The organism is Vibrio sp. QJM3NY_39, from assembly GCF_057785895.1.
Genome location: NZ_CM173505.1, coordinates 1811518 through 1831232, shown reverse-complemented (window position 1 = coordinate 1831232; position 19715 = coordinate 1811518). Strand labels below are relative to the sequence as shown.

15 protein-coding genes are annotated in these 19715 nt (G+C 44.5%); 3 read left to right on the top strand and 12 right to left on the bottom strand.

What is annotated here, in order from left to right; translation table 11 throughout:
* Nucleotides 1-80 precede the first annotated feature (80 nt).
* The 11 genes from cobB to AC3CHU_RS08385 all read right to left on the bottom strand — a co-directional run bounded on the left by cobB (nucleotide 81) and on the right by AC3CHU_RS08385 (nucleotide 11757).
* On the bottom strand, nucleotides 81-815 hold the full coding sequence (cobB, locus tag AC3CHU_RS08435) for a Sir2 family NAD+-dependent deacetylase (RefSeq protein WP_171316393.1): 735 nt from the start codon (nucleotides 813-815) through the stop codon (nucleotides 81-83).
* Nucleotides 816-1088: 273 nt separating this feature from the next.
* Nucleotides 1089-2309 carry an ammonium transporter gene (locus AC3CHU_RS08430; RefSeq protein WP_488524347.1) on the bottom strand — a complete coding sequence of 407 codons (1221 nt, stop codon included), beginning with the start codon at nucleotides 2307-2309 and terminating at the stop codon, nucleotides 1089-1091.
* Between the two features lie 412 nt (nucleotides 2310-2721).
* The gene (locus AC3CHU_RS08425) at nucleotides 2722-3138 is read right to left on the bottom strand and encodes a hypothetical protein (protein ID WP_017059624.1); all 417 of its coding nucleotides are present in this window, start codon (nucleotides 3136-3138) and stop codon (nucleotides 2722-2724) included.
* Nucleotides 3122-4195 carry a formate dehydrogenase subunit gamma gene (locus AC3CHU_RS08420; RefSeq protein ID WP_054542113.1) on the bottom strand — a complete coding sequence of 358 codons (1074 nt, stop codon included), beginning with the start codon at nucleotides 4193-4195 and terminating at the stop codon, nucleotides 3122-3124. The genes AC3CHU_RS08425 and AC3CHU_RS08420 overlap by 17 nt, the downstream gene beginning before the upstream one ends.
* Nucleotides 4196-4208: 13 nt before the next feature.
* A complete protein-coding gene (fdh3B, locus tag AC3CHU_RS08415) occupies nucleotides 4209-4817 on the bottom strand; it encodes a formate dehydrogenase FDH3 subunit beta (protein ID WP_004733723.1) in 609 nt (202 codons plus the stop codon).
* Between the two features lie 11 nt (nucleotides 4818-4828).
* A complete protein-coding gene (locus AC3CHU_RS08410; protein WP_488524346.1) occupies nucleotides 4829-7684 on the bottom strand; it encodes a formate dehydrogenase subunit alpha in 2856 nt (951 codons plus the stop codon).
* A gap of 10 nt (nucleotides 7685-7694) precedes the next feature.
* Nucleotides 7695-7895, bottom strand: a complete 201-nt coding sequence (locus tag AC3CHU_RS08405; protein WP_029224806.1) for a twin-arginine translocation signal domain-containing protein — start codon at nucleotides 7893-7895, stop codon at nucleotides 7695-7697.
* Nucleotides 7896-7971: 76 nt separating this feature from the next.
* A complete protein-coding gene (locus tag AC3CHU_RS08400; protein WP_488524345.1) occupies nucleotides 7972-8649 on the bottom strand; it encodes a TorD/DmsD family molecular chaperone in 678 nt (225 codons plus the stop codon).
* A 3-nt stretch (nucleotides 8650-8652) separates the two neighbouring features.
* A complete protein-coding gene (locus AC3CHU_RS08395; protein ID WP_488524344.1) occupies nucleotides 8653-10314 on the bottom strand; it encodes a 4Fe-4S dicluster domain-containing protein in 1662 nt (553 codons plus the stop codon).
* 299 nt (nucleotides 10315-10613) lie between these two features.
* Nucleotides 10614-11303, bottom strand: a complete 690-nt coding sequence (locus tag AC3CHU_RS08390) for a DUF3306 domain-containing protein (protein WP_488524343.1) — start codon at nucleotides 11301-11303, stop codon at nucleotides 10614-10616.
* The gene (locus AC3CHU_RS08385) at nucleotides 11293-11757 is read right to left on the bottom strand and encodes a DUF3305 domain-containing protein (RefSeq protein WP_016788660.1); all 465 of its coding nucleotides are present in this window, start codon (nucleotides 11755-11757) and stop codon (nucleotides 11293-11295) included. The genes AC3CHU_RS08390 and AC3CHU_RS08385 overlap by 11 nt, the downstream gene beginning before the upstream one ends.
* A 354-nt stretch (nucleotides 11758-12111) precedes the next feature.
* Between AC3CHU_RS08385 and fdhD the strand changes: the two genes are divergently transcribed.
* On the top strand, nucleotides 12112-12951 hold the full coding sequence (fdhD, locus tag AC3CHU_RS08380; RefSeq protein ID WP_146454287.1) for a formate dehydrogenase accessory sulfurtransferase FdhD: 840 nt from the start codon (nucleotides 12112-12114) through the stop codon (nucleotides 12949-12951).
* Between the two features lie 336 nt (nucleotides 12952-13287).
* The gene (locus tag AC3CHU_RS08375; protein ID WP_488524342.1) at nucleotides 13288-15177 is read left to right on the top strand and encodes a methyl-accepting chemotaxis protein; all 1890 of its coding nucleotides are present in this window, start codon (nucleotides 13288-13290) and stop codon (nucleotides 15175-15177) included.
* A gap of 168 nt (nucleotides 15178-15345) precedes the next feature.
* Here the strand turns inward: AC3CHU_RS08375 and AC3CHU_RS08370 are convergent, their stop codons facing one another.
* Nucleotides 15346-16929 (bottom strand): ABC-F family ATPase, encoded by a 1584-nt coding sequence (locus tag AC3CHU_RS08370; protein ID WP_017077249.1) that lies wholly within the window; start codon nucleotides 16927-16929, stop codon nucleotides 15346-15348.
* A 440-nt stretch (nucleotides 16930-17369) separates the two neighbouring features.
* On the opposite strand from AC3CHU_RS08370, the gene AC3CHU_RS08365 reads away from it, so the two are divergent.
* Nucleotides 17370-19715, top strand: coding sequence for an ATP-binding protein (locus AC3CHU_RS08365; RefSeq protein ID WP_488524341.1), 2346 nt, complete (start codon nucleotides 17370-17372; stop codon nucleotides 19713-19715).

Below are 19715 nucleotides of genomic sequence, written 5' to 3'. Positions count from 1 at the left end.
ACAAAAAAGCAAACATACATACGACTCTAATTCTCTTTAGGTCAATGTATATTTGCTTATATATAGTGGATAAAGATTAGTTAAGCCGTTAAAGAGCCTTTCTCTAAAGACAACAGCTCACCGACTAATTTCGGCACTTCAATACTGGCTTTACCGTAACGTTTCTCTTCAAATTCGCTCTCAACCGCACTTGGCTCGAGGTTGATTTCAATTGTATGTGCGCCATGCATTCTTGCGTCATGTACAAAACCAGCCGCTGGATAAACCACACCTGATGTGCCGATCGAGATAAACAGATCAGCTTCTTCTAACGCTGAATAGATGTCGCCCATTCTTAATGGCATTTCGCCAAACCAAACAATATGAGGACGCATTTGAGCTGGTATTTGGCAACAATGGCACAATTCACCAGTATGGATGTCGTCTTTGTGCTCTAGAACTTGATTTGATTCGCTGCAACGTGCCTTAAGAAGTTCACCATGCATGTGAATAATATTGTTGCTACCGCCTCTCTCGTGCAGGTTGTCGATGTTTTGAGTGATTATCGTTACTTTGCCGTCTAGCTTCTCTTCGAGCTCACCTAGCGCCTTATGGGCAGAGTTTGGCAGAATACTTTCGTTCTGTAAGCCATGGCGACGCTTATTGTAGAACTCTTGCACCAAGTCTGGATCTTTTGCAAAACCCTCTGGTGTCGCGACATCTTCGATTTTATGGTTTTCCCATAATCCGTCTTGTGCTCGGAATGTTTGAATCCCCGACTCCGCAGAGATGCCGGCGCCAGTAAGAATTACGATATTTCGATATGGGAAATGCATATAACGTCCTTTTCAATATGTCACTTTGTAACAGCTTAGCACTGTTCAAATTCCAACAATAGTTTTAGGGATTAGACCATAGTCTTAGCCAACTGAATTCATTGATTATTTGTGACATAACTCGCTTGTTCTCCTTCGTTCTTTCTCAATCTCCTTTCTGACTGACTCGTATTGCTTTCTATTTCCCATAAACGCAAAAAAGCGGCCGAAGCCGCTTAGTTATAATTTAATTTGTGTCTAGCAAGGGCTTAACACTCATCAAGATTGATGACGTTAGTCTTCGTTAATCGAAGAGATCTTATGGATTGAAAGATCCGCACCGTTGAACTCGTCTTCTTCACTTAACCTTAGGCCAGTTACTTTGCTCAACACACCGTAGACAACCAATGCACCGATTAAAGCTACTGTAATGCCCGCTAGCGTACCAATCACCTGAGCACCAAAGCTCACGCCACCTAGTCCCCAGAGTGCTTGCTGGCCGAAGATGCCAGCTGCAATGCCACCCCAAGCGCCACACACGCCGTGCAATGGCCATACACCCAGCACATCGTCAATCAGTGTTTTGTTCTGCATGTAAGTAAACAGGTAAACGAACAATGCGCCCGCTACACCACCTGTAACGAGAGCGCCAAGTGGGTGCATTAAGTCTGAACCTGCACAAATCGCTACGAGACCAGCCAAAGGACCATTGTGGATGAAGCCTGGGTCATTTTTACCTGCGACTAAAGCCGCTAGAATACCGCCGACCATCGCCATAAGTGAGTTCATGGCTACTAGGCCGCTGATGCCATTGATAGCTTGAGCTGACATCACGTTGAAGCCAAACCAACCCACACATAGGATCCAAGACCCCAGTGCTAAGAATGGGATGTTAGATGGTGCGAAGTTCGTGTGTTTACCTGCACGAATACGACCTTTACGCATACCTAAGAAGTAAACCGCGACCAAAGCAATCCAACCGCCAACGCCGTGAACTACTACAGAGCCTGCGAAGTCATGGAAGCCATAACCGAATTGTGCTTCAAGCCAATCTTGGAAACCAAAATTACCATTCCAAATGATGCCTTCAAAGAATGGATAAACAAACCCAACGGTGAAAAGTGTTGCGATGAGTATTGGATAGAAACGTGCACGCTCAGCGATACCACCAGAAACGATCGCTGGAATCGCCGCTGCAAACGTCATCAAGAAGAAAAACTTCACCAGCTCGTAACCATTACCTTGCGATAAGGTTTCTGCATCTGCAAAGAAATGCGCACCGTAAGCCACCCAGTAACCGATAAAGAAATAGGCAATGGCAGAAACACCGAAATCCGAGAGGATCTTAACCAGCGCGTTCACTTGGTTTTTCTTTCTTACTGTACCGACTTCCAAAAATGCAAAGCCTGCGTGCATTAAGAAGACCATGATGGCGCCTAATAATAGAAATAGAGTGTCTGAACTCTGCGTCAAGCTCTCTACTGCGTTATGAACTTGGGTAACCGTTTGACTCATTAAAGCTCTCTCCCTTAGCTTTGTCTCAATTGCACTAGAACCGTGCGAATTGATGTCGTAATTAATTAAAGACTCAACAGTAAACGCAAGATGCGTTCCAACTTGGTTACGCAAAAAACGTGCAACAGATTTTGATTTTAAGTTATTGATTCTTTGTGGTTAATTTCTAAAGTGGACTTTGTTGGTTCTCAAGGAGAGAAAATGTTCGATAATTGATTGCACCAATTGAGGGAGTTGCACCATATTGATGCGGTTAATATAGAGCATTAGATCAGTTACCTAGCGACCAAGCGACAAAAAGCCCAGTGAAATGAATCACTAGGCTTTTAATGTCTTTCGCTGATTAGAGTTAACTCATCGACAAAGGAGCTATTATCGAGTTTGGTAACCCAAACGACTTACATATAAACGCTTAAAGGTTTGGGCCTGTTGTCGGGTTTTGCGGTAGGTTTTGACTTAAACGCTGCATGCCTTGATACATACGAATAAACCACACCACAATCGCCACACCACCAAACAACATACCGACATAGGGAATGTAGTAAGCGATATCATCGATTATATGGTTTTGATACCAGTAATCGTTCACACCGATCAACACGCCATTAGAGGTCGCTACCGTGACGATAAGCACAACAAAGAACGTCAGGTTCAAGAAGAACGAGCGAATTAAGCCGTAATAATGCGTATCCACGACTTCGCCGTCTTCCCCTTTATCTAAACGATAGCCTGCGTAGATAATCGCGACCACACCAGAGAGAAGACAAGTAAATGGTGTAAAGCAGCTTAGGATGTAAGCGACCCAAATACCTTTATGAGGTTTGTTCATTCTTATTCACCTCTTCTGTTTTCTCTGTTGCTGCGTTTGCGCTTTGTTCAGCGCCGTTTTTCTCTTGTTCCATCACTTCTTTGTACCAAAGGTCATGGTGTTCTTTAGCCCAAGTTTCATCAACTTCGCCTGTTACCATACCCTCAAGTGCACCTTCCATACCGAACAAGCCGATGTAGATGTGGAACACAAAGCCGCAGATAAGGATCAGAGCAGCCAACATGTGGACTAGGTTTGAAAGCTCCATATCACGACGGGTTTGGCCGAAGATTGGGAAGTCTAAAACCAAGCCACTGATCGCAGCTACACTACCCATAACAATTAATAGCCAGAATAGCGCTTTCTCACCCGCGTTCGAAAACTCTGCAGATGGATGAGAACCTTTATGTTTCCCGACCATACCACCCAGTTTTATAAACCACTGGATATCGACCATTTTGAAGATCGACTTGCGCCACCACTTGATGAGAACAGCCATCAACAGCACATAGAAAATCGGGCCGATGTAGTTGTGGTATTGCTTCGCCAATAGAACGATGAAGCCCCATAAATCGGTTGGGATATAAGGTTTCAAGAAGTGTTTACCGTAAACCAACATCAAACCACTGAACGCCAGTGTTAAGAAGGTAAACGCCATGCTCCAGTGCAGTGCGCGGTCCAGTCGCGACCAACGTTTGATCTTACGGCCCGTTCTTGGTGCACTCAGCATTAATGGGCCAATTACAACGTACATTAGAGTAACGAAAGCAATACTGCCAAAGATAGCGACAGCACCGGCTGGTGACATCCACTTCTCTTTCAATATGTACCACGTTTGACCTGGGGTACTGATCAACACACCGTGCTCAGCCGATTGAGATGTGGTGTAACCTTCTTCACCGTTTCTTACTTGTCGCCAAAAATCAGCGCCAGCAAGTTGTGTGATTTCTCTTTCAGCAGAGCTCGATTGAGTTTGTGATGAGTTCGTCTCAGATGCATGACTCAAAGGAGACAGCATTGTTAGTGCTGCCAACATTGGCAGCACAACAAGGAAGAGACGCTTAAACATTGTAAGCATATGTCTCTCCTAACTAGCTCTTCATCGCATCGTAAGAAAGGTCATTGCCGTCTGTCCAGCCTGCACCCTTCGCACCACGCTCAACAACACGCTGACGGAATACATCAGAGACTTTCTCTGCATCACCCGCTAGCAGTGCTTTGGTTGAACATAAAGAAGCACACATTGGTAGCTTGCCTTCAGCAATACGGTTCGCACCGTACTTCTGGCGTTCTTCCACAGAACCTGGCTCTGTTTCTGGGCCGCCAGCACAGAAGGTACATTTATCCATTTTACCGCGCTCACCAAAGGCTTCCTGTTTAGGGAATTGAGGTGCGCCAAACGGACAAGCAAACAGGCAGTAACCACAACCGATACATAGATCTTTATTGTGAAGTACGATGCCGTCTTCTGTATGTTCAAAACAATCTGCTGGGCAAACTGCCATACAAGGTGCATCAGTACAGTGCATACACGCTACTGAGATAGAGTTTTCACCCGGTTCACCGTCGTTCAGTGTTACAACGCGACGACGTTGAATACCCCACTCCAGAGCATCATCATTTTCGTTCTTACATGCAGTGACACAACCGTTACATTCGATACAACGTTTGGTGTCACAAAGAAATTTCATTCTAGCCATTTTAAGACTCCTTACGCTTTACGAATATTACAAAGGGTTACTTTCGTTTCCTGCATCAACGTGACAGGGTCGTAACCATATGTGGTTGCTGTATTGGCTGCTTCGCCAATAACGTAAGGATCAGTGCCTTCTGGGTACTTAGAACGCAAATCTTCGCCTTCGAACTTACCACCGAAGTGGAACGGCAAGAACGCTAAACCCGGTTTAACACGACGAGTAACCATCGCTTTTACCTTGATACGGCCTTTCTCAGCACCTTCAACCCAAACATCATCGCCATCTTTGAAGCCAATGTCGTTTGCGTCTTTCGGGTTCACTTCAACAAACATCTCTTGTTGAAGTTCTGCTAGCCATGGGTTTGAACGTGTTTCTTCACCACCACCTTCGTACTCAACCAGACGACCAGACGTAAGAATAATCGGGTATTCACCAGACTTATCTTGGTCTTGAATGGATTTGTACAGCGTAGGAACACGGAAGATTGCTTCCTTGTCATCCCACGTTGGGTAGTCAGCGACTAGATCACGACGTGGTGTGTAAAGTGGCTCACGGTGCAGTGGTACGCGGTCTGGGAATGTCCAAACAATCGCACGCGCTTTCGCGTTACCAAAAGGAATACAACCATGCTTGATAGCAACACGTTGGATGCCACCAGAAACGTCGGTTTTCCAGTTTTTACCTTCAGCAGAGGCTTTCTCTTCTGCTGTTAGGTCGTCCCACCAACCCAGTTGTTTCAGCAGTTTGTCACTGAACTCTGGGTAGCCATCTTTAATTTCGCTGCCTTTTGAGTAGCTGTCTTCAGCCAATAGGCTTTGACCTTCAAATTCGACACCGAAACGAGTACGGAAGTTACCGCCACCCTCAGCAACAGGTTTAGACGTATCGTAAAGGATATGCGTACCTGGGTGTTTCATTTCTGGGTTGCCCCAACATGGCCAAGGCAGACCGTAAGTCTCGCCATTCGCTGGACCACCTTCTGCAGCAAGCGTTGTTTTGTGGAACGTGTGCCAGTTTTGTTGGTGTTCTTTCAAACGCTCTGGGCTTTGACCTGTATAGCCGATCGTCCACATACCTTTGTTGAATTCACGAGTGATGTCTTCAATCAATGGTTGGTTGTTCTCAACACGGATGTTTTTGAACAGTTGATCAGAGAAACCAAGCTTCTTAGAAAGAAGGTACATGATTTCGTGGTCAGGCTTAGATTCGAACAGAGGATCAACAACCTTGTCACGCCACTGTAGAGAACGGTTTGACGCCGTTACACTGCCGTAGGTTTCAAATTGAGTGGTTGCTGGAAGCAAGTAAACGCCGTCGGTGCGATCGTTCATTACTGCCGCGACTGTTGGGTATGGGTCAACGATAACCATCATATCCAGCTTCTGCATCGCCTTCTTCATCTCTGGACCACGAGTCTGAGAGTTCACCGCGTGACCCCAGTAGAACATGGCGCGGATGTTTTCGCGTTGGCGAATCTTGTCTTTGTCTTCAAGCACGCCATCAACCCAACGAGAGACAGGAATACCTGCACTGTTCATTGGTTTTTGACCACCGTATGCGTTGTCGTCAAATCGTCCCTTAACCCAGTCAAAGTCGATATCCCAAACTTTAGACCAATGGCGCCACGAACCTTCAGACAAGCCGTAGTAACCCGGTAGCGTGTCTGATAGTACGCCAAGGTCAGTTGCGCCTTGTACGTTATCGTGACCACGGAAAATGTTTGCACCGCCACCTGATTTACCTATGTTACCTAGCGCAAGCTCAAGGACACAGTAAGCACGTGTGTTGTTGTTACCCGTAGTATGTTGAGTTCCACCCATACACCAAACGATACAACCCGGACGGTTCTCTGAAAGCAGTTTTGCTGTGTGGTAAACGTCTTCTTCGCTAACGCCTGTTACACGCTCAACTTCTGCAGGGCTCCACTTTGCGACTTCTTCACGGATCTCGTCCATGCCGAATACACGTTGGCGGATGAATTCTTGGTCTTCCCATTTGTTAGCAAAGACATGCCATAACACCCCCCAGATAAACGCAACATCTGAACCTGGGCGAAGGGATACATAGTGATCAGATTTCGCAGCAGTACGAGTACGACGAGGATCCGCAACAACGATCTTACAGTTGTTCTTCTCTTTCGCGATCAGGATGTGTTGCATCGCAACCGGGTGAGCTTCTGCAGGGTTTGAACCAATGAACAGCATCGATTTACAGTTGTGCATGTCATTGAACGAGTTTGTCATTGCACCGTAACCCCAAGTGTTCGCAACACCGGCTACTGTGGTTGAGTGACAAATACGAGCTTGGTGGTCAACGTTGTTGGTGCCCCAAAGCGACGCCATCTTACGGAATGCGTAAGCTTGTTCATTACTGTGTTTTGCACTACCCAAGAAGTAAACTGAATCAGGCCCAGACTCTTTACGAAGTTCTAGCGCTTTGTTACCGATTTCTTCAATCGCTTGTTCCCAAGAAAGCTTCTTCCACTTACCGCCTTCCAATTTCATTGGGTACTTAAGACGACGTTCACCGTGGCCGTGCTCACGAAGTGCTGCACCTTTCGCACAGTGTCCACCAGCGTTGAATGGGTGATCGAATGCAGGCTCTTGACCTGTCCAAACACCGTTTTGAACTTCAGCGTAAATACCACAACCCACAGAACAGTGAGAACAGATAGTACGTTTCACTTCTGTTTTCGCTTCTGGATCGACTGATTTAGCCTGTGCTTTCTTCATCATGCCCGGTGCGAATAGACTTGCGCCTACTACCGCGCCACCAGCCGCTAATGAAGTGTTTTTCATGAAGGCGCGACGAGACACACCTAGCTGATTAGTTTCTTTGCTCACACTATCGGAGCGTTTGACAAGTTTCATCCGTTATCTCCTAAAGTGTGTCGTAGTAATCGCGAATATGTTGCGTTTCACGATAGCCTGTCTTCTTCACGTCTTCTTTCGAAATTTCAACCGTTTCTGAAGCAGTTGCCACTTTGGTTGTACCAGCGACAACGGCACCAGCAACGGCTGCAGTTGTTAAGCCTTTGAGTAAGTCCCTACGGCTTGTATTTATTTCTTTATTATCTTTCATCATTGCTTCCTTACCTTACGGTAGATCTTTTTGGAGGCTTAATGCCCCTCTATCGATATAATCGCGTACTGCTCGATTACTCGTAATCAGTGACGTTTTTCACATCAATCTTTAATTTGTGCTTACTGCTTTTTGTATTCACGCTAAAACGTACTTGTTCTAACGTTAAGAATGCTTCACACAGCTGGGCTGCTGATTTGTAGAAGTTGGCGCTTTCTGCTGCTTCAAGCTGACGCGTGAAAGAGTTAAACCAAGGGCCAAGGTGCTTATTGAAAACCGCTTGTTGTAGCGCTTCTTCTTCATTGCTTAACATTGCCATGACTTCACAAAGTGCAGCGATATGATCTTCTGGCTCTTTCACTTGATCATCACGCTCAATGCCTAAAAGCTCTAGGTCATGACGAATTTCTGCTAATGGCTTTTCCATCATGGCGCCAGTGCGATGCCAAGAACCAAATGGAACTATTTCTCCACGGCCAATGCCAATGAACAGATCTTGATACTCGTCTTCTAATGCTGCGCGGTTCGATTCAGTGGCAGCTTGTTGAATGGCAATCCAAGCCTTTTGCATGGCACTTTCAGATGCTTCAATATCTAGCGTCTTTAGAAAATCAATCACCTCTTCAGAGGGTGCGCTGCGAAACAATGCTGAAAGAACCAAATAGATTTCGGTTCTTAGTGTTTGTTCTTGTTCTTGATTGTTTTGCGCTTGTTTTGGCGCTTGTGCTTGACCTAAATTAGTATCCAATGCCAACTCCTAGTATTTCAATTGATTCAATGGGTTTTGAGCCATTGAGTCGAACATGTCCACCACACGACAGTCTTCACACATCGCAATACGATTAATCGCAGTTTCATCTGAAAAATGAGAGTGACCGCGTAACTTGTTCTGCAACATATCAATCATAGATTGTGGTGCGAATGGCTTATGACAACGCAAACATTCCGCGGCTTTCTCTTCATGAATCACAACCGCTTGTTGACGTTCTTCTTTCACCCAATTCATACGAGGTGTCAGAGTAAGAACATTCTCAGGACATGCCTTTTCACACAGACCACATTGAATACAGTCTTGTTCTACAAACTTAAGTGATGGAGAAGCACCGTCGGTATGAAGAGCGCGTGTAGGACAAACCGCAACACAACTCATGCATAACGTACAATCTTTGCTTTCACACGAAACCGTGCCGTATGGTGCATTCGAAGGAAGTTCAACGATATTCTCGACAGGAATGCGAGATGAAGACATCGCATCGAGTGCAGTGAATAGACGTTGACGTTTGTTGCCTTGAAGATCGCCAAGTGCAAGGTCGAAAGAATCAACGCACAGTGTTGGAGGCCCTTCACGGAGAGATTCTAAATACAGGATATCGATGGTTTCTTTTGGAACACCGATTTGGTCTAGTAGCTCTTGTGCAATCCCTACTTCGTTATTCAGAACACGAATGATCGTCTCTGGCATAAAACGAGAAGCAGCAAACAGAACCTGAGTCGCCCCATTTACCAGCGCGGCAAACCAAGTATCAATACCAATAGAAGGCAGTTCTTCAACAACGATTGGAATAACGTTATCTGGTAGTGCTTTTAGCGCGATTACATTGTAAGTCTCATGACGAGAGCTACAGATAAGTACGATTGGATCCAGACCGCCCGCATGTTCATAGTTAGCTAGCGTACGTTCAATGAACTTTTGAGTATCGTCAGGGTTTGGAAGCGCATAGGTAATCGCTTCTGTAGGACAGCTTGTTGCACAAGTTCCGACGCCTTGACATAGATAAGGGTTAATCTCGATCTTGTGACCTGTTTTGTCTGAGCCTTCACTTGATAGCGCGCCAGCAGGACAAGCATCAACACAACGTTCACACCCTTTTACGCCACGAGAACTGTGCGCACAAAGGTCAGTGTCTAAACGGAAGAACTTAGGCTTATCAAATGTACCCATTAGCGTTGGAATCTCTTCCAGTGCTTCGGCCAGTTTTGGATAGCCTCGGCCCACTGGGTAATAACCCGGTACAGGCACTTCTTCTGTCATGCAGCTATTCAGACATAGGTCTAGAACAACATCGAAACAATCGTGATTAATCGCGATTTTCGCTAAGTTGCTTGATGTGCCTTTACTCTCAATCACAACTTCAAACGTACCAAGGAAACCGGATACTTGAACCGAATTCGCGAAGTACAGTTCTGGGTTTTTGCCCTTTTCGCCGTCTGTCGACAATAAGGTTAAGCTCGTCAATTGAGGTAATTGAGCCGCAGCACTTTCAATGATCGCAGTTGGACCAATAACAAGAGTATTACCGCCGCTTTCGTAGCTAACAGTAGGTGGAATCAGATTTGTTAACTCAACTGTATTTTCAAATGCATACAGTCTTGCTTTAGCGTTATTTGAAGTTGCTTGTTCTAATAATTGTTTAAGCATTGCTCAGTTCCATCTTTGGACATGGATAATCTGTTCAACCTTCATTGTAGTAAGCGATAGAGAACTTGCTGAGTAATCCGTTAACAACTAACCCTTTAGCCAGTGTCTCGCTCGTCAGACTATGAATTCGTCTATCTACAAAAAAGTTGATAATAAACGTTATTTAGCAAATGCCATGCCAATTTAATAAACCTTATATATCAGTAATTTAATTCTTTATAGCGTTTATTGTGCGTATAAAAAAACCGCTTGGGACATTTTGTCGCAAGCGGTTCATTGAGTATTTAGTCAAAATGTACCTATTCTTTGTGTGGTATATTTTGTCCCATCTCTTTCAGGTCATCTTCGTCTGATGTGGTAGCGCTTTTATCTGATGCTGTGTTTTTATACAGTTCATTTTCTTGTTCGGTTATTTCGGCACTTTCTGAAGTTTCAAGTTCATTATCAGATGCCTCAAGATCGCTTTCAGAAGTTTCTAAAACTGAGCCTTCATCTTTATTATCAATGACTTGGTCTTCTTCTGGCGTAGTGTCTTCTTCCGTTTTATCTTTAACCCAATCACGCAGGGTTTCCGCAACCCCTTCAGAAAGAGACTTTAAATTACTGTAATCGTCGTCGTAATCATCTAAACCATCACGAACATTGAATTCTTCTGAGAGGAATAATTTACGCAATGCGGCTTTTTTTACGCTTTCTGAGGCTTCTGATACCAATAATTGAGCAACAGACAAGTCTTCAGTGGCTTCTGGTGCGGGATCTTGAACGTCAGCAGCATGAACTTCTTCATTGGTTTCTAAAGGATCACTATCTAAAGACTGAGGCGCTGCTGCTTCCATTTCAGAAGAAAGATCAGCAGACGAAATCTCAGAAGATGAAGAATCAGAGGAAGTGAGTTCCGGTGCTGCCAGTGTTTGCTCTACTTCCAAAGCTTCGTCAGTGGATTCGTCAAGCTTTCGTTGAGACCAACGGCTAAAGAAGTTAGTTGCCATTTGATCTACCCGCACCTTTACGCTTCTTACGTCTTGCTTCTAGCAACTCACCATGACGGCCTATGAATGCTTCCATCCAAGCCTGTACGGGCAAAGGAATGTCGTATGAAAGGACTTGATTGTCACCGTCCATGTATTGCCCTGCAACGGTTTGTGATGCTGTAAGTAACTGAATAACTGGCTTAACACCAGAATCGACATTATCCATCACTAAGAAAAGCTTAGGTTGCTGAGAGCTTAGGTTGAAACGATAGTCTGTACGCTCGTCTTTATGTAATTGGAGTAAACAAACGTCTTGGGCATCGTCTTCTGGCGACAGTTCAAACCCCTTCAATTCCCATTGTGTCGTTACCCAGATACCTGTTTTGATCTCTTTCTCTATTCTTTGGACACCGATTGGCCAAGCTGCTTCTGTTTTTTCATATTGTTCTTTGAATTCTTTTATCTCAGACATACTTCACCCAATTGATTTTCTTTGGTCTGAATGCACTTAGGACATTTTGTACTGTGCGCAATCATATACACCCCATAAAGCAATAAACACGCCAATACGGATTAACTGCGAGAGCGTATCTATAGCGTTCGCTATCAAGTTGTCACTATAACGTTAGTCGATACTGGTTATTTCAGACAACTCCACTCGGTGAACTCTCATATTTTGCGCTATTTTAATCGAATGCTTCATGTTTTCCTGAATACCCGTTATTTTGGAATAAGATTTGCTTTAAGCATGAGTTAAAGAATCGATGAACAAGAACGGCGTTAGACCCTCTTGTTACAACCCTATCTCATTAAGTAGGAAGTGATTGTGGTAAAACCAAACATAATAAAAACTAGCGAAAACCCACTTCAAACAATCGAAGTTGAAGTGTTTGATGAATATGGTGAGAAGCTAACCAAACAGATCGCTTGTGAACGCCCTCTTACCGTTATGTTGAACTGGAAAGAGATCGTAACCCTGATGACGCTTGGCTCGCGCCCTGAATCTTTAGTCTTGGGTTATTTGAAGAACCAAAGCTTCCTTTCTGACCCTGAAGCGGTTGAATCTATCATCATCGATTGGGAAACCAGCTCTGCAGCGGTTATCACCAAAGAAGATACGAGCCAGCTTGAGCAAGCGCTTAAGAAGAAGACGGTGACCTCTGGCTGTGGTCAGGGCACCATGTTTGGTAACGTGATGAAGCAGTTGGAAGATTACCAAGTGCCTCAGACCAAAATTAAGCAATCTGAAATTTACACGGCTTTAGAAGCACTGACTCATTACAACGACACGTACAAGAAAGCTGGCGCGGTACATGGTTGCGCTGTTTGCAAAGACGACAAGGTTCTATCGTTTGTTGAAGATGTTGGCCGACATAACGCGGTTGATACTTTGGCCGGTGAGATGTGGCTTAACAAAGAAGACGGTACAGACAAGATTTTCTACACCACAGGTCGCCTTACCTCGGAAATGGTCATCAAAGTAGCGCAGATGGGTATTCCTGTTCTGTTATCACGTTCAGGCGTAACGCAAATGGGTTTAGATTTGGCTCAGCAATTTGGTATCACAACCATTGCTCGCGCTAAAGGCCTGCGTTTCCAAGTGTTCACTGGCGCAGAGAAGATCGACTTTGATGTGAAAGGCGAACAGGCTTCGTCTGAAAGCTAGATTCAAAAGCCCAGCTCATGCCTAATTAAAGTTGATTTTAGGCGAACGATATAGCTAAACAACAATGCCGCTCACAACCTTGATGAGTGGCATTTTTTATTTGTTCAAAGTTTATTTCAAGATATGCCTAGTAAGCTATATAGCTTGGAGGTTTCTCTCAACGGTGCCCACTGATTTTCGCTTGTAGATAAATAACGGCTCCCTCGACCTTAGTTGTAAACGAATCTTGCTTTAACAACCTGATAGGCTATCAGTCACACATCCATCATTTTAATGAATCTATTAATTACAAAACAAAGATGAATATTAACGTCACTGGCTTAAAGGGAATTAACCATGAGTAATCCGTCGGAACCTCAGCGTCGTTCGCTGTCTCTTTCAATACGCAGTAAATTTATTCTAATCAACCTCACCTTGTTTGTTTCAGTTTTCATATACGCCATTTACGAACAGTTTAGCTTAGACAAGCTTGAATCCTTGGAGCGCGCTGCGACTGAAAACCTCAGGAGTTCAGTTGACTTGCTAACGCTCAGGAGACACGAGAAAGATTTCTTGTCTCGCCACGATCAAAAATACGCAGAACGCTTCGACAAAACCGCCAACACCCTGAATCAACGATTGGTGACTTTGAACCAAACTCTAGCTTCACACGAGCTTCATTTGTCCGACCAAATGACGCGGATTTCGGACACTCTTCATCAATATCAAAAGCAGTTTCATCGAATTGTCGAACAAGTAAATAACATTGAACGTACGACCACGCCTTTAGGTTTTGTCGCTGCGTTAGATGGCAAAAGAACCGCGTTAAAATCAGCGATCGAATCTGAATCAAGTTTGGCTTTAGAGCTTGCGTTGTTGGAGTTGATTGAAAAAGACTTCCACTATCTCGCTCATATCAATGACCAAACACATATGGCGTTAGCTGATGCTCTTAAAGAGTTTGAACCCTATTCTCAAACGTCGGTTGCGACAGAGCAAGCCTATTCGGACTACAAAGTTGCGGTTGAAACGCTTCTGCTGGCTAACACCAATTTAGGCTTGTCGGCAGAGATCAGCCTTAGAGGCGCCTTACGTAGCAACGTCCACCAAACAGAACAAGCCATTGAAGCGGTACAAACCGAGATAAGCCAAGCTATCTCAGCGGCGAGTACACATACCAAAAACACACTACATCTTTTTGGTGCGGCTATCGTAGCTCTGCTCTCTCTGTTGTTAGTGTTCATTGGGCGCAACATACTTGCGCGAATCAAAGCGATAAACGTGATGATGGAGTCAATTGCGAATGGAGATGGTGACTTAACCGTGCGCATGAATGCCAAAGGCAACGATGAACTTGCTCAGTTGGCGCATTCCTTCGATACCTTCATCAATAAACTGCATGGCAATATTAAAGAGTTGTCTGGCGTGATGACGGTGTTGACCGATAGTTCGTGTAGCTCTGAAGAAGCGGCAATCAAAAGTATGAGTAATGCTGAAAAGCAGAAGCAACAATCTGAATCAGTAGCGACGGCAGTTAATGAGCTGGTGATGACCAGTAATGAAGTGACGGCGAACATAGAAAACGCAGCGACGAACGCTGAGAAGATCAAAGACAATGCACATCAGGCGTTACAAGAAACCCACGCAACCAATGACAGCATTAATGTGCTGGCCGAGAATATTGCAGAGTCTCAAAACCTAATTGTTCAGCTTGAAGACCAGAGTCGTGAAATCAATCAAGTCGTCACTACCATTCAAGGTATTGCGGAACAAACTAATCTACTCGCGCTAAATGCAGCGATAGAAGCTGCGCGCGCTGGCGATCACGGACGTGGGTTTGCAGTCGTGGCGTCTGAAGTAAGAGAGCTTTCGCTAATGACCAATGATTCAACCCATCAAATTGAATCGACCATTCATGGCCTAACGTCTGGAATAGCAAAAACGGTCGCTAAGATGTCGGTAAGCCTAGAACAAACGGGATTAGTTAAACACCAAACCAAAGACGTGGTGAATGCGATTGAAGGTATACACTTTCAGGTTGGAGATATGTTCGACTTAAACAGCCAGATTGCCACGGCGTCTGAAGAGCAATCCATGGTTTCAGCGGACATCGATCGGAATATTACCGATATCGCTCATTTAGCCAATGATACTCATACCGTGATTTCAGGTTCAGTTCGTTGTAGTGAACAAGTATCGAGCGTGAGTGTGAAGCTTGAGAAGATTGTCGCGCAGTTTAAGTATTGATGAGCATAGGTATTTTCGACCAACCACTCGACGTTTTTTAACACAAAGAGACTGATATAAAAAACTGATATGAAAAACAAAAGGCCTCTATCTTATTCATAAAGATAGAGGCCTTTTTAATCAGGGGTACGTACTAACGTTGTATTACGTATTCATGTTTAATGCGTACTAAGCGCGTGCTTTCAAGAACTCAGCGTAAGTACCGCGGAAGTCGTTGATCTTGCCGTCTTTGATTTCAAGAACACGAGTCGCTAGAGAGTCTACGAATACACGGTCGTGAGAAACGAAGAACAATGTGCCTTTGTAGTTCTCAAGAGCCAAGTTAAGTGCTTCGATAGATTCCATATCCATGTGGTTCGTTGGTTCATCCATTAGCAGGATGTTTGGTTTGTGCATCATGATCTTGCCAAGAAGCATACGACCTTGCTCACCACCAGAGATAACCTTTACCGACTTTTTGATGTCGTCTTGGCCAAACAGCATACGACCTAGGAAGCTACGAACAACTTGCTCGTCTTCGCCTTCTTGACGCCATTGGCTCATCCAATCAAACAGGTTTAGATCTTCTTCAAAATCATGTGCGTGATCTTGAGCGTAGTAACCGATGTTTGAGTTTTCAGACCACTTATATTCACCAGTACGCGCTTCTAGAGCACCCGCTAGTGTGTTAAGTAGTGTTGTTTTACCCACACCGTTCTCACCGATGATAGCAACACGCTCACCAACTTCGAAAATCGCATCGAACTTGTTGTATAGGTCTTCTTCAAAACCTTGAGATAGGTTTTCAACCACAAGTGCGTTACGGAATAGCTCTTTAGACTGTTCGAAACGGATGAATGGGTTTTGACGGCTAGACGCTTTTACTTCATCTAGTTGAATCTTGTCGATCTGTTTAGCACGAGACGTTGCCTGTTTCGCTTTAGATGCGTTAGCAGAGAAACGAGAAACGAACGTTTGAAGTTCAGCAATTTGTGCTTTCTTCTTCGCATTATCAGAAAGTAGACGTTCACGAGCTTGTGTCGCTGCTGTCATGTACTCATCGTAGTTACCAGGGAACAGACGAAGTGCGCCGTAATCAAGGTCAGCCATATGTGTACAAACTGAGTTTAGGAAGTGACGGTCATGCGAAATGATGATCATTGTGCAGTTACGTTGGTTTAGCGTATCTTCCAACCACTTGATGGTGTCCATGTCCAGGTTGTTCGTTGGTTCGTCAAGAAGCATGATATGCGGGTCTGCAAACAGTACTTGAGACAATAGAACACGAAGTTTCCAACCCGGTGCCACTTCGCTCATTAGACCGAAGTGCAGTGATTCTTCAATACCTACCGCAAGAAGAAGCTCACCTGCTTTCGCTTCTGCCATGTAACCGTCCATTTCAGCGAACTGAACTTCAAGATCAGCCACTTTCATGCCGTCTTCTTCGCTCATTTCAGGCAAAGAGTAAATGCGGTCACGCTCTTGCTTGATCGCCCAAAGCTCTTTGTGACCCATGATAACCGTGTCGATTACCGTGAATTCTTCATAAGCAAACTGGTCTTGGTTTAGCTTAGCAACGCGCTCATTTGGATCGTAGCTTACGTTACCAGCACTTGGCTCAAGTTCACCAGAAAGGATCTTCATGAACGTCGATTTACCACAGCCATTCGCGCCGATTAAACCGTAGCGGTTGCCTTCGCCGAACTTAACTGAAATATTTTCGAAAAGTGGCTTAGCGCCGAATTGTTGGGTGATATTTGCTGTGGAGATCAATGCCGTTACCTTTTTAATGTGAAAAACGCCGCAACGTTACTTCTTCGGGGCTTTAACTGCAAGTCTTGATTGCAATTACTCGCCATTAAGTGAGTGATAACCTAGCCGAATCATAGTTTGAGCTGACTCACATTTTTGATTTTCTATTTGTCGTTAAAAAACCATCTACTTTCAGGAAAAACAAAATATCGAACAGCACCCCATAATGGGCGGTATATAACGTCCCAAATCATGCCAACCATTGAATATATCGTATGCTGATTGGTCACAGTAAAACTAACCCGATCAAAGCAACAACAGACATAGGCAAGACTAGCCTAATCTCTGACAAAATCAGCCAAAACGGGAATAAAGTACTCGCCCCCGATACGGGGTTTGATTTCACAAAGTAAGATTAACTAACTATAGTAATCCTAACCTCATAATTCTAAGAGACTTTTATGCGTTCACTTTCGCGCTTCTTAATCTTCACTTTGGCCATTCTCTCTTGGCCGAGTCATGCCAACTTGGAATATGACTTACAATCTCAGCCTCAGGTCTCTAATACTGCTGTAGATCTGGATAAGCGTATTGATTCCCTACCTGATCCCCTCTTTATGGAGCAGTCGGATAGACGCCAAGTCAACATTTTACTTGCCGAAGTTCTGCGAGTTCAAAAGCTGGAAATCAAAACCTTCGAGCAACAGATAAAAGCCTATAGAGATAACAACGACGCCGAACAATGGTTTTCCGTGCAAACGAGCTACGTCACATTGAATAGCTTGAACGTAAGTAAACAGAATCTTTTAGAGCAGACAAACTCCGCAAATAAAGAACGCTTAACTGGTTTTGGCCCATACGGCGTGACTCAATTTAAACAAGAGTGGGAATTAACCAAGCTCAATATTGAGTATCTTGTTTACTTCCAAATTCGTAGCTTTAAAGCATTAGTTAAAGACATTTTTATTTCTCCAGTGCCTGTCATTTGGGCTTCTCTAAAGGTGCTGTTCATTTACTTCGGTTTAGTATGGTGGCTTGCCAACAGCACTCGCTTGATTGAGTTGTTTAGAGTTAACTTTCTCGAAGCGAAAACGAACCCTCCTTTTCTGGTTCGTGTGATTTGGTATATCAGCCGCGCTGAGCGTGCGATTGCTTGGTTAATCGCTATCACACTTTCTTTGAGAGTGCTTTCTAGCATCCCTAGCCTGCAGCACCTGATTTTCCTAGAAATATTCACGTGGTGGATTCTAGGTGGTTCGATTGCTATCAGCTTTATTCTTGAATTTGCGTATCGCTTGGGTCGCACATCAAATCAAGAAGTCATCGCGCTGAGACTATCGACTATTCGTCGCTATGTTTGGAGTATTATTGTTGCAGGTCTGACTTTGCAGATATCGAGCATCACACTGGGTAAAGGCACCATTTACAGCTGGATCTACAGTGCGCTGTTTTTCTGGTTCGTGCTGGTCACGATATCGGTACTTAGATTATGGAGAGCGAAAGTCTTCGATACGCTGCAACACATCTCTGATCGTCCGGTGTGGGTTAACTGGGCGGTAAACCGCAAGGAAACCTTCTTACTTAATATACTCGCGACGGCAATTGGAATCGTGTGGTTGAGTGTTTACAACTTCCAACATCGAATCATGGCATTGCTTTCTAGTTACACGTTGTTTAGTCAGGCCTTAGCCTATCTCTTTCGAATCGAAGTGGCTAAGCAGTCGGATCTTGATAAAAACCAACAAAACTTGGTTCGAATCAAAGGAGACAAAACCTATGAGTACATTCTGCCGGGTAATATCGATAGCACCTTAATTGATTACGCGGGCGATGAGGTTAAGCAACTCTCTCGTTACTTAATGTCTGACAGCCCTGCTATTTGTATTGTTTCAGGCGAACGTGGTGTGGGTGCGACAACGCTGCTTTATACCTTGCTGCATAAAGTATCCAACGCAGAGCCTGTTTACGTGAGTTGCCCTTACGCGGGTTACCAAGAGCTCTTAGCGCATCTAGCCGTGAGCATCGGCTTGGAAGAAGAAGCGACTGAGATTCAGATATTGGCGCACCTACGTAAAAGTAACACCACGTACCTAATTGCGATTGATAATGCCCAACGATTAGTTAAGCCAATGGTCGGTGGCCTGTCTGATTTGATTCGTTTAACCAACCTTCTCCGTCGTTCTAAAAAGAATCACCGTGTCGTAATATCGATTGCCAAATCAAGCTGGCGATTTGTTGATAGAGCGCGTGGCGAGCGTCTGCTGTTTGACTTGGTGTGTTTCCTACCACGTTGGACAGAGAAACAAGTTGGTGAGCTACTGACTAGCCGCATCAATACCGATCTTGAAAAGCCGTTATCGTTTGATGGTTTAGTTGTCCCTAAGCAGTGGGATCAAGATGACATGAGTGAAGAAGAACGTGCACGCCAAGGCTTCTATCGAATCTTGTGGCACTACTCTGATGGCAACCCTACCGTTGCGCTGCGATTCTTTAGGCTCTCTTTGAACCGCAATAAAGAGACAGATCAAGCCGTGGTGCGTCTGTTCCATGTTCCTGAAGCGCAGGAACTAGAGAATATGCCAAAACCTATGCTGGCTGTACTTCGCTCTATCGTACAACTGGAGATAGCGTCTCCGGAAGTGTTGTCTGAATGTACTCAGCTGAGCATTGCAGAGATAACCGGGATTCTACGTTATTTTGAAAGCCGTGGTTATATTGGTTGGCATGAAGAAAAGGCTCGAATTTCTGAGCACTGGTTCCGCCACATTACTAATGTTCTCGACCGTCAACATCTACTGGTGAAGTAA

Bases quoted from the DNA above. Each gene is read 5' to 3' on its own strand.
- cobB (WP_171316393.1), bottom strand. From the start codon at position 815: ATGCATTTCCCATATCGAAATATCGTAATTCTTACTGGCGCCGGCATC.
- AC3CHU_RS08430 (WP_488524347.1), bottom strand. From the start codon at position 2,309: ATGAGTCAAACGGTTACCCAAGTTCATAACGCAGTAGAGAGCTTGACG.
- AC3CHU_RS08425 (WP_017059624.1), bottom strand. From the start codon at position 3,138: ATGAACAAACCTCATAAAGGTATTTGGGTCGCTTACATCCTAAGCTGC.
- AC3CHU_RS08420 (WP_054542113.1), bottom strand. From the start codon at position 4,195: ATGCTTACAATGTTTAAGCGTCTCTTCCTTGTTGTGCTGCCAATGTTG.
- fdh3B (WP_004733723.1), bottom strand. From the start codon at position 4,817: ATGGCTAGAATGAAATTTCTTTGTGACACCAAACGTTGTATCGAATGT.
- AC3CHU_RS08410 (WP_488524346.1), bottom strand. From the start codon at position 7,684: ATGAAACTTGTCAAACGCTCCGATAGTGTGAGCAAAGAAACTAATCAG.
- AC3CHU_RS08405 (WP_029224806.1), bottom strand. From the start codon at position 7,895: ATGAAAGATAATAAAGAAATAAATACAAGCCGTAGGGACTTACTCAAA.
- AC3CHU_RS08395 (WP_488524344.1), bottom strand. From the start codon at position 10,314: ATGCTTAAACAATTATTAGAACAAGCAACTTCAAATAACGCTAAAGCA.
- AC3CHU_RS08390 (WP_488524343.1), bottom strand. From the start codon at position 11,303: ATGGCAACTAACTTCTTTAGCCGTTGGTCTCAACGAAAGCTTGACGAA.
- AC3CHU_RS08385 (WP_016788660.1), bottom strand. From the start codon at position 11,757: ATGTCTGAGATAAAAGAATTCAAAGAACAATATGAAAAAACAGAAGCA.
- AC3CHU_RS08375 (WP_488524342.1), top strand. From the start codon at position 13,288: ATGAGTAATCCGTCGGAACCTCAGCGTCGTTCGCTGTCTCTTTCAATA.
- AC3CHU_RS08365 (WP_488524341.1), top strand. From the start codon at position 17,370: ATGCGTTCACTTTCGCGCTTCTTAATCTTCACTTTGGCCATTCTCTCT.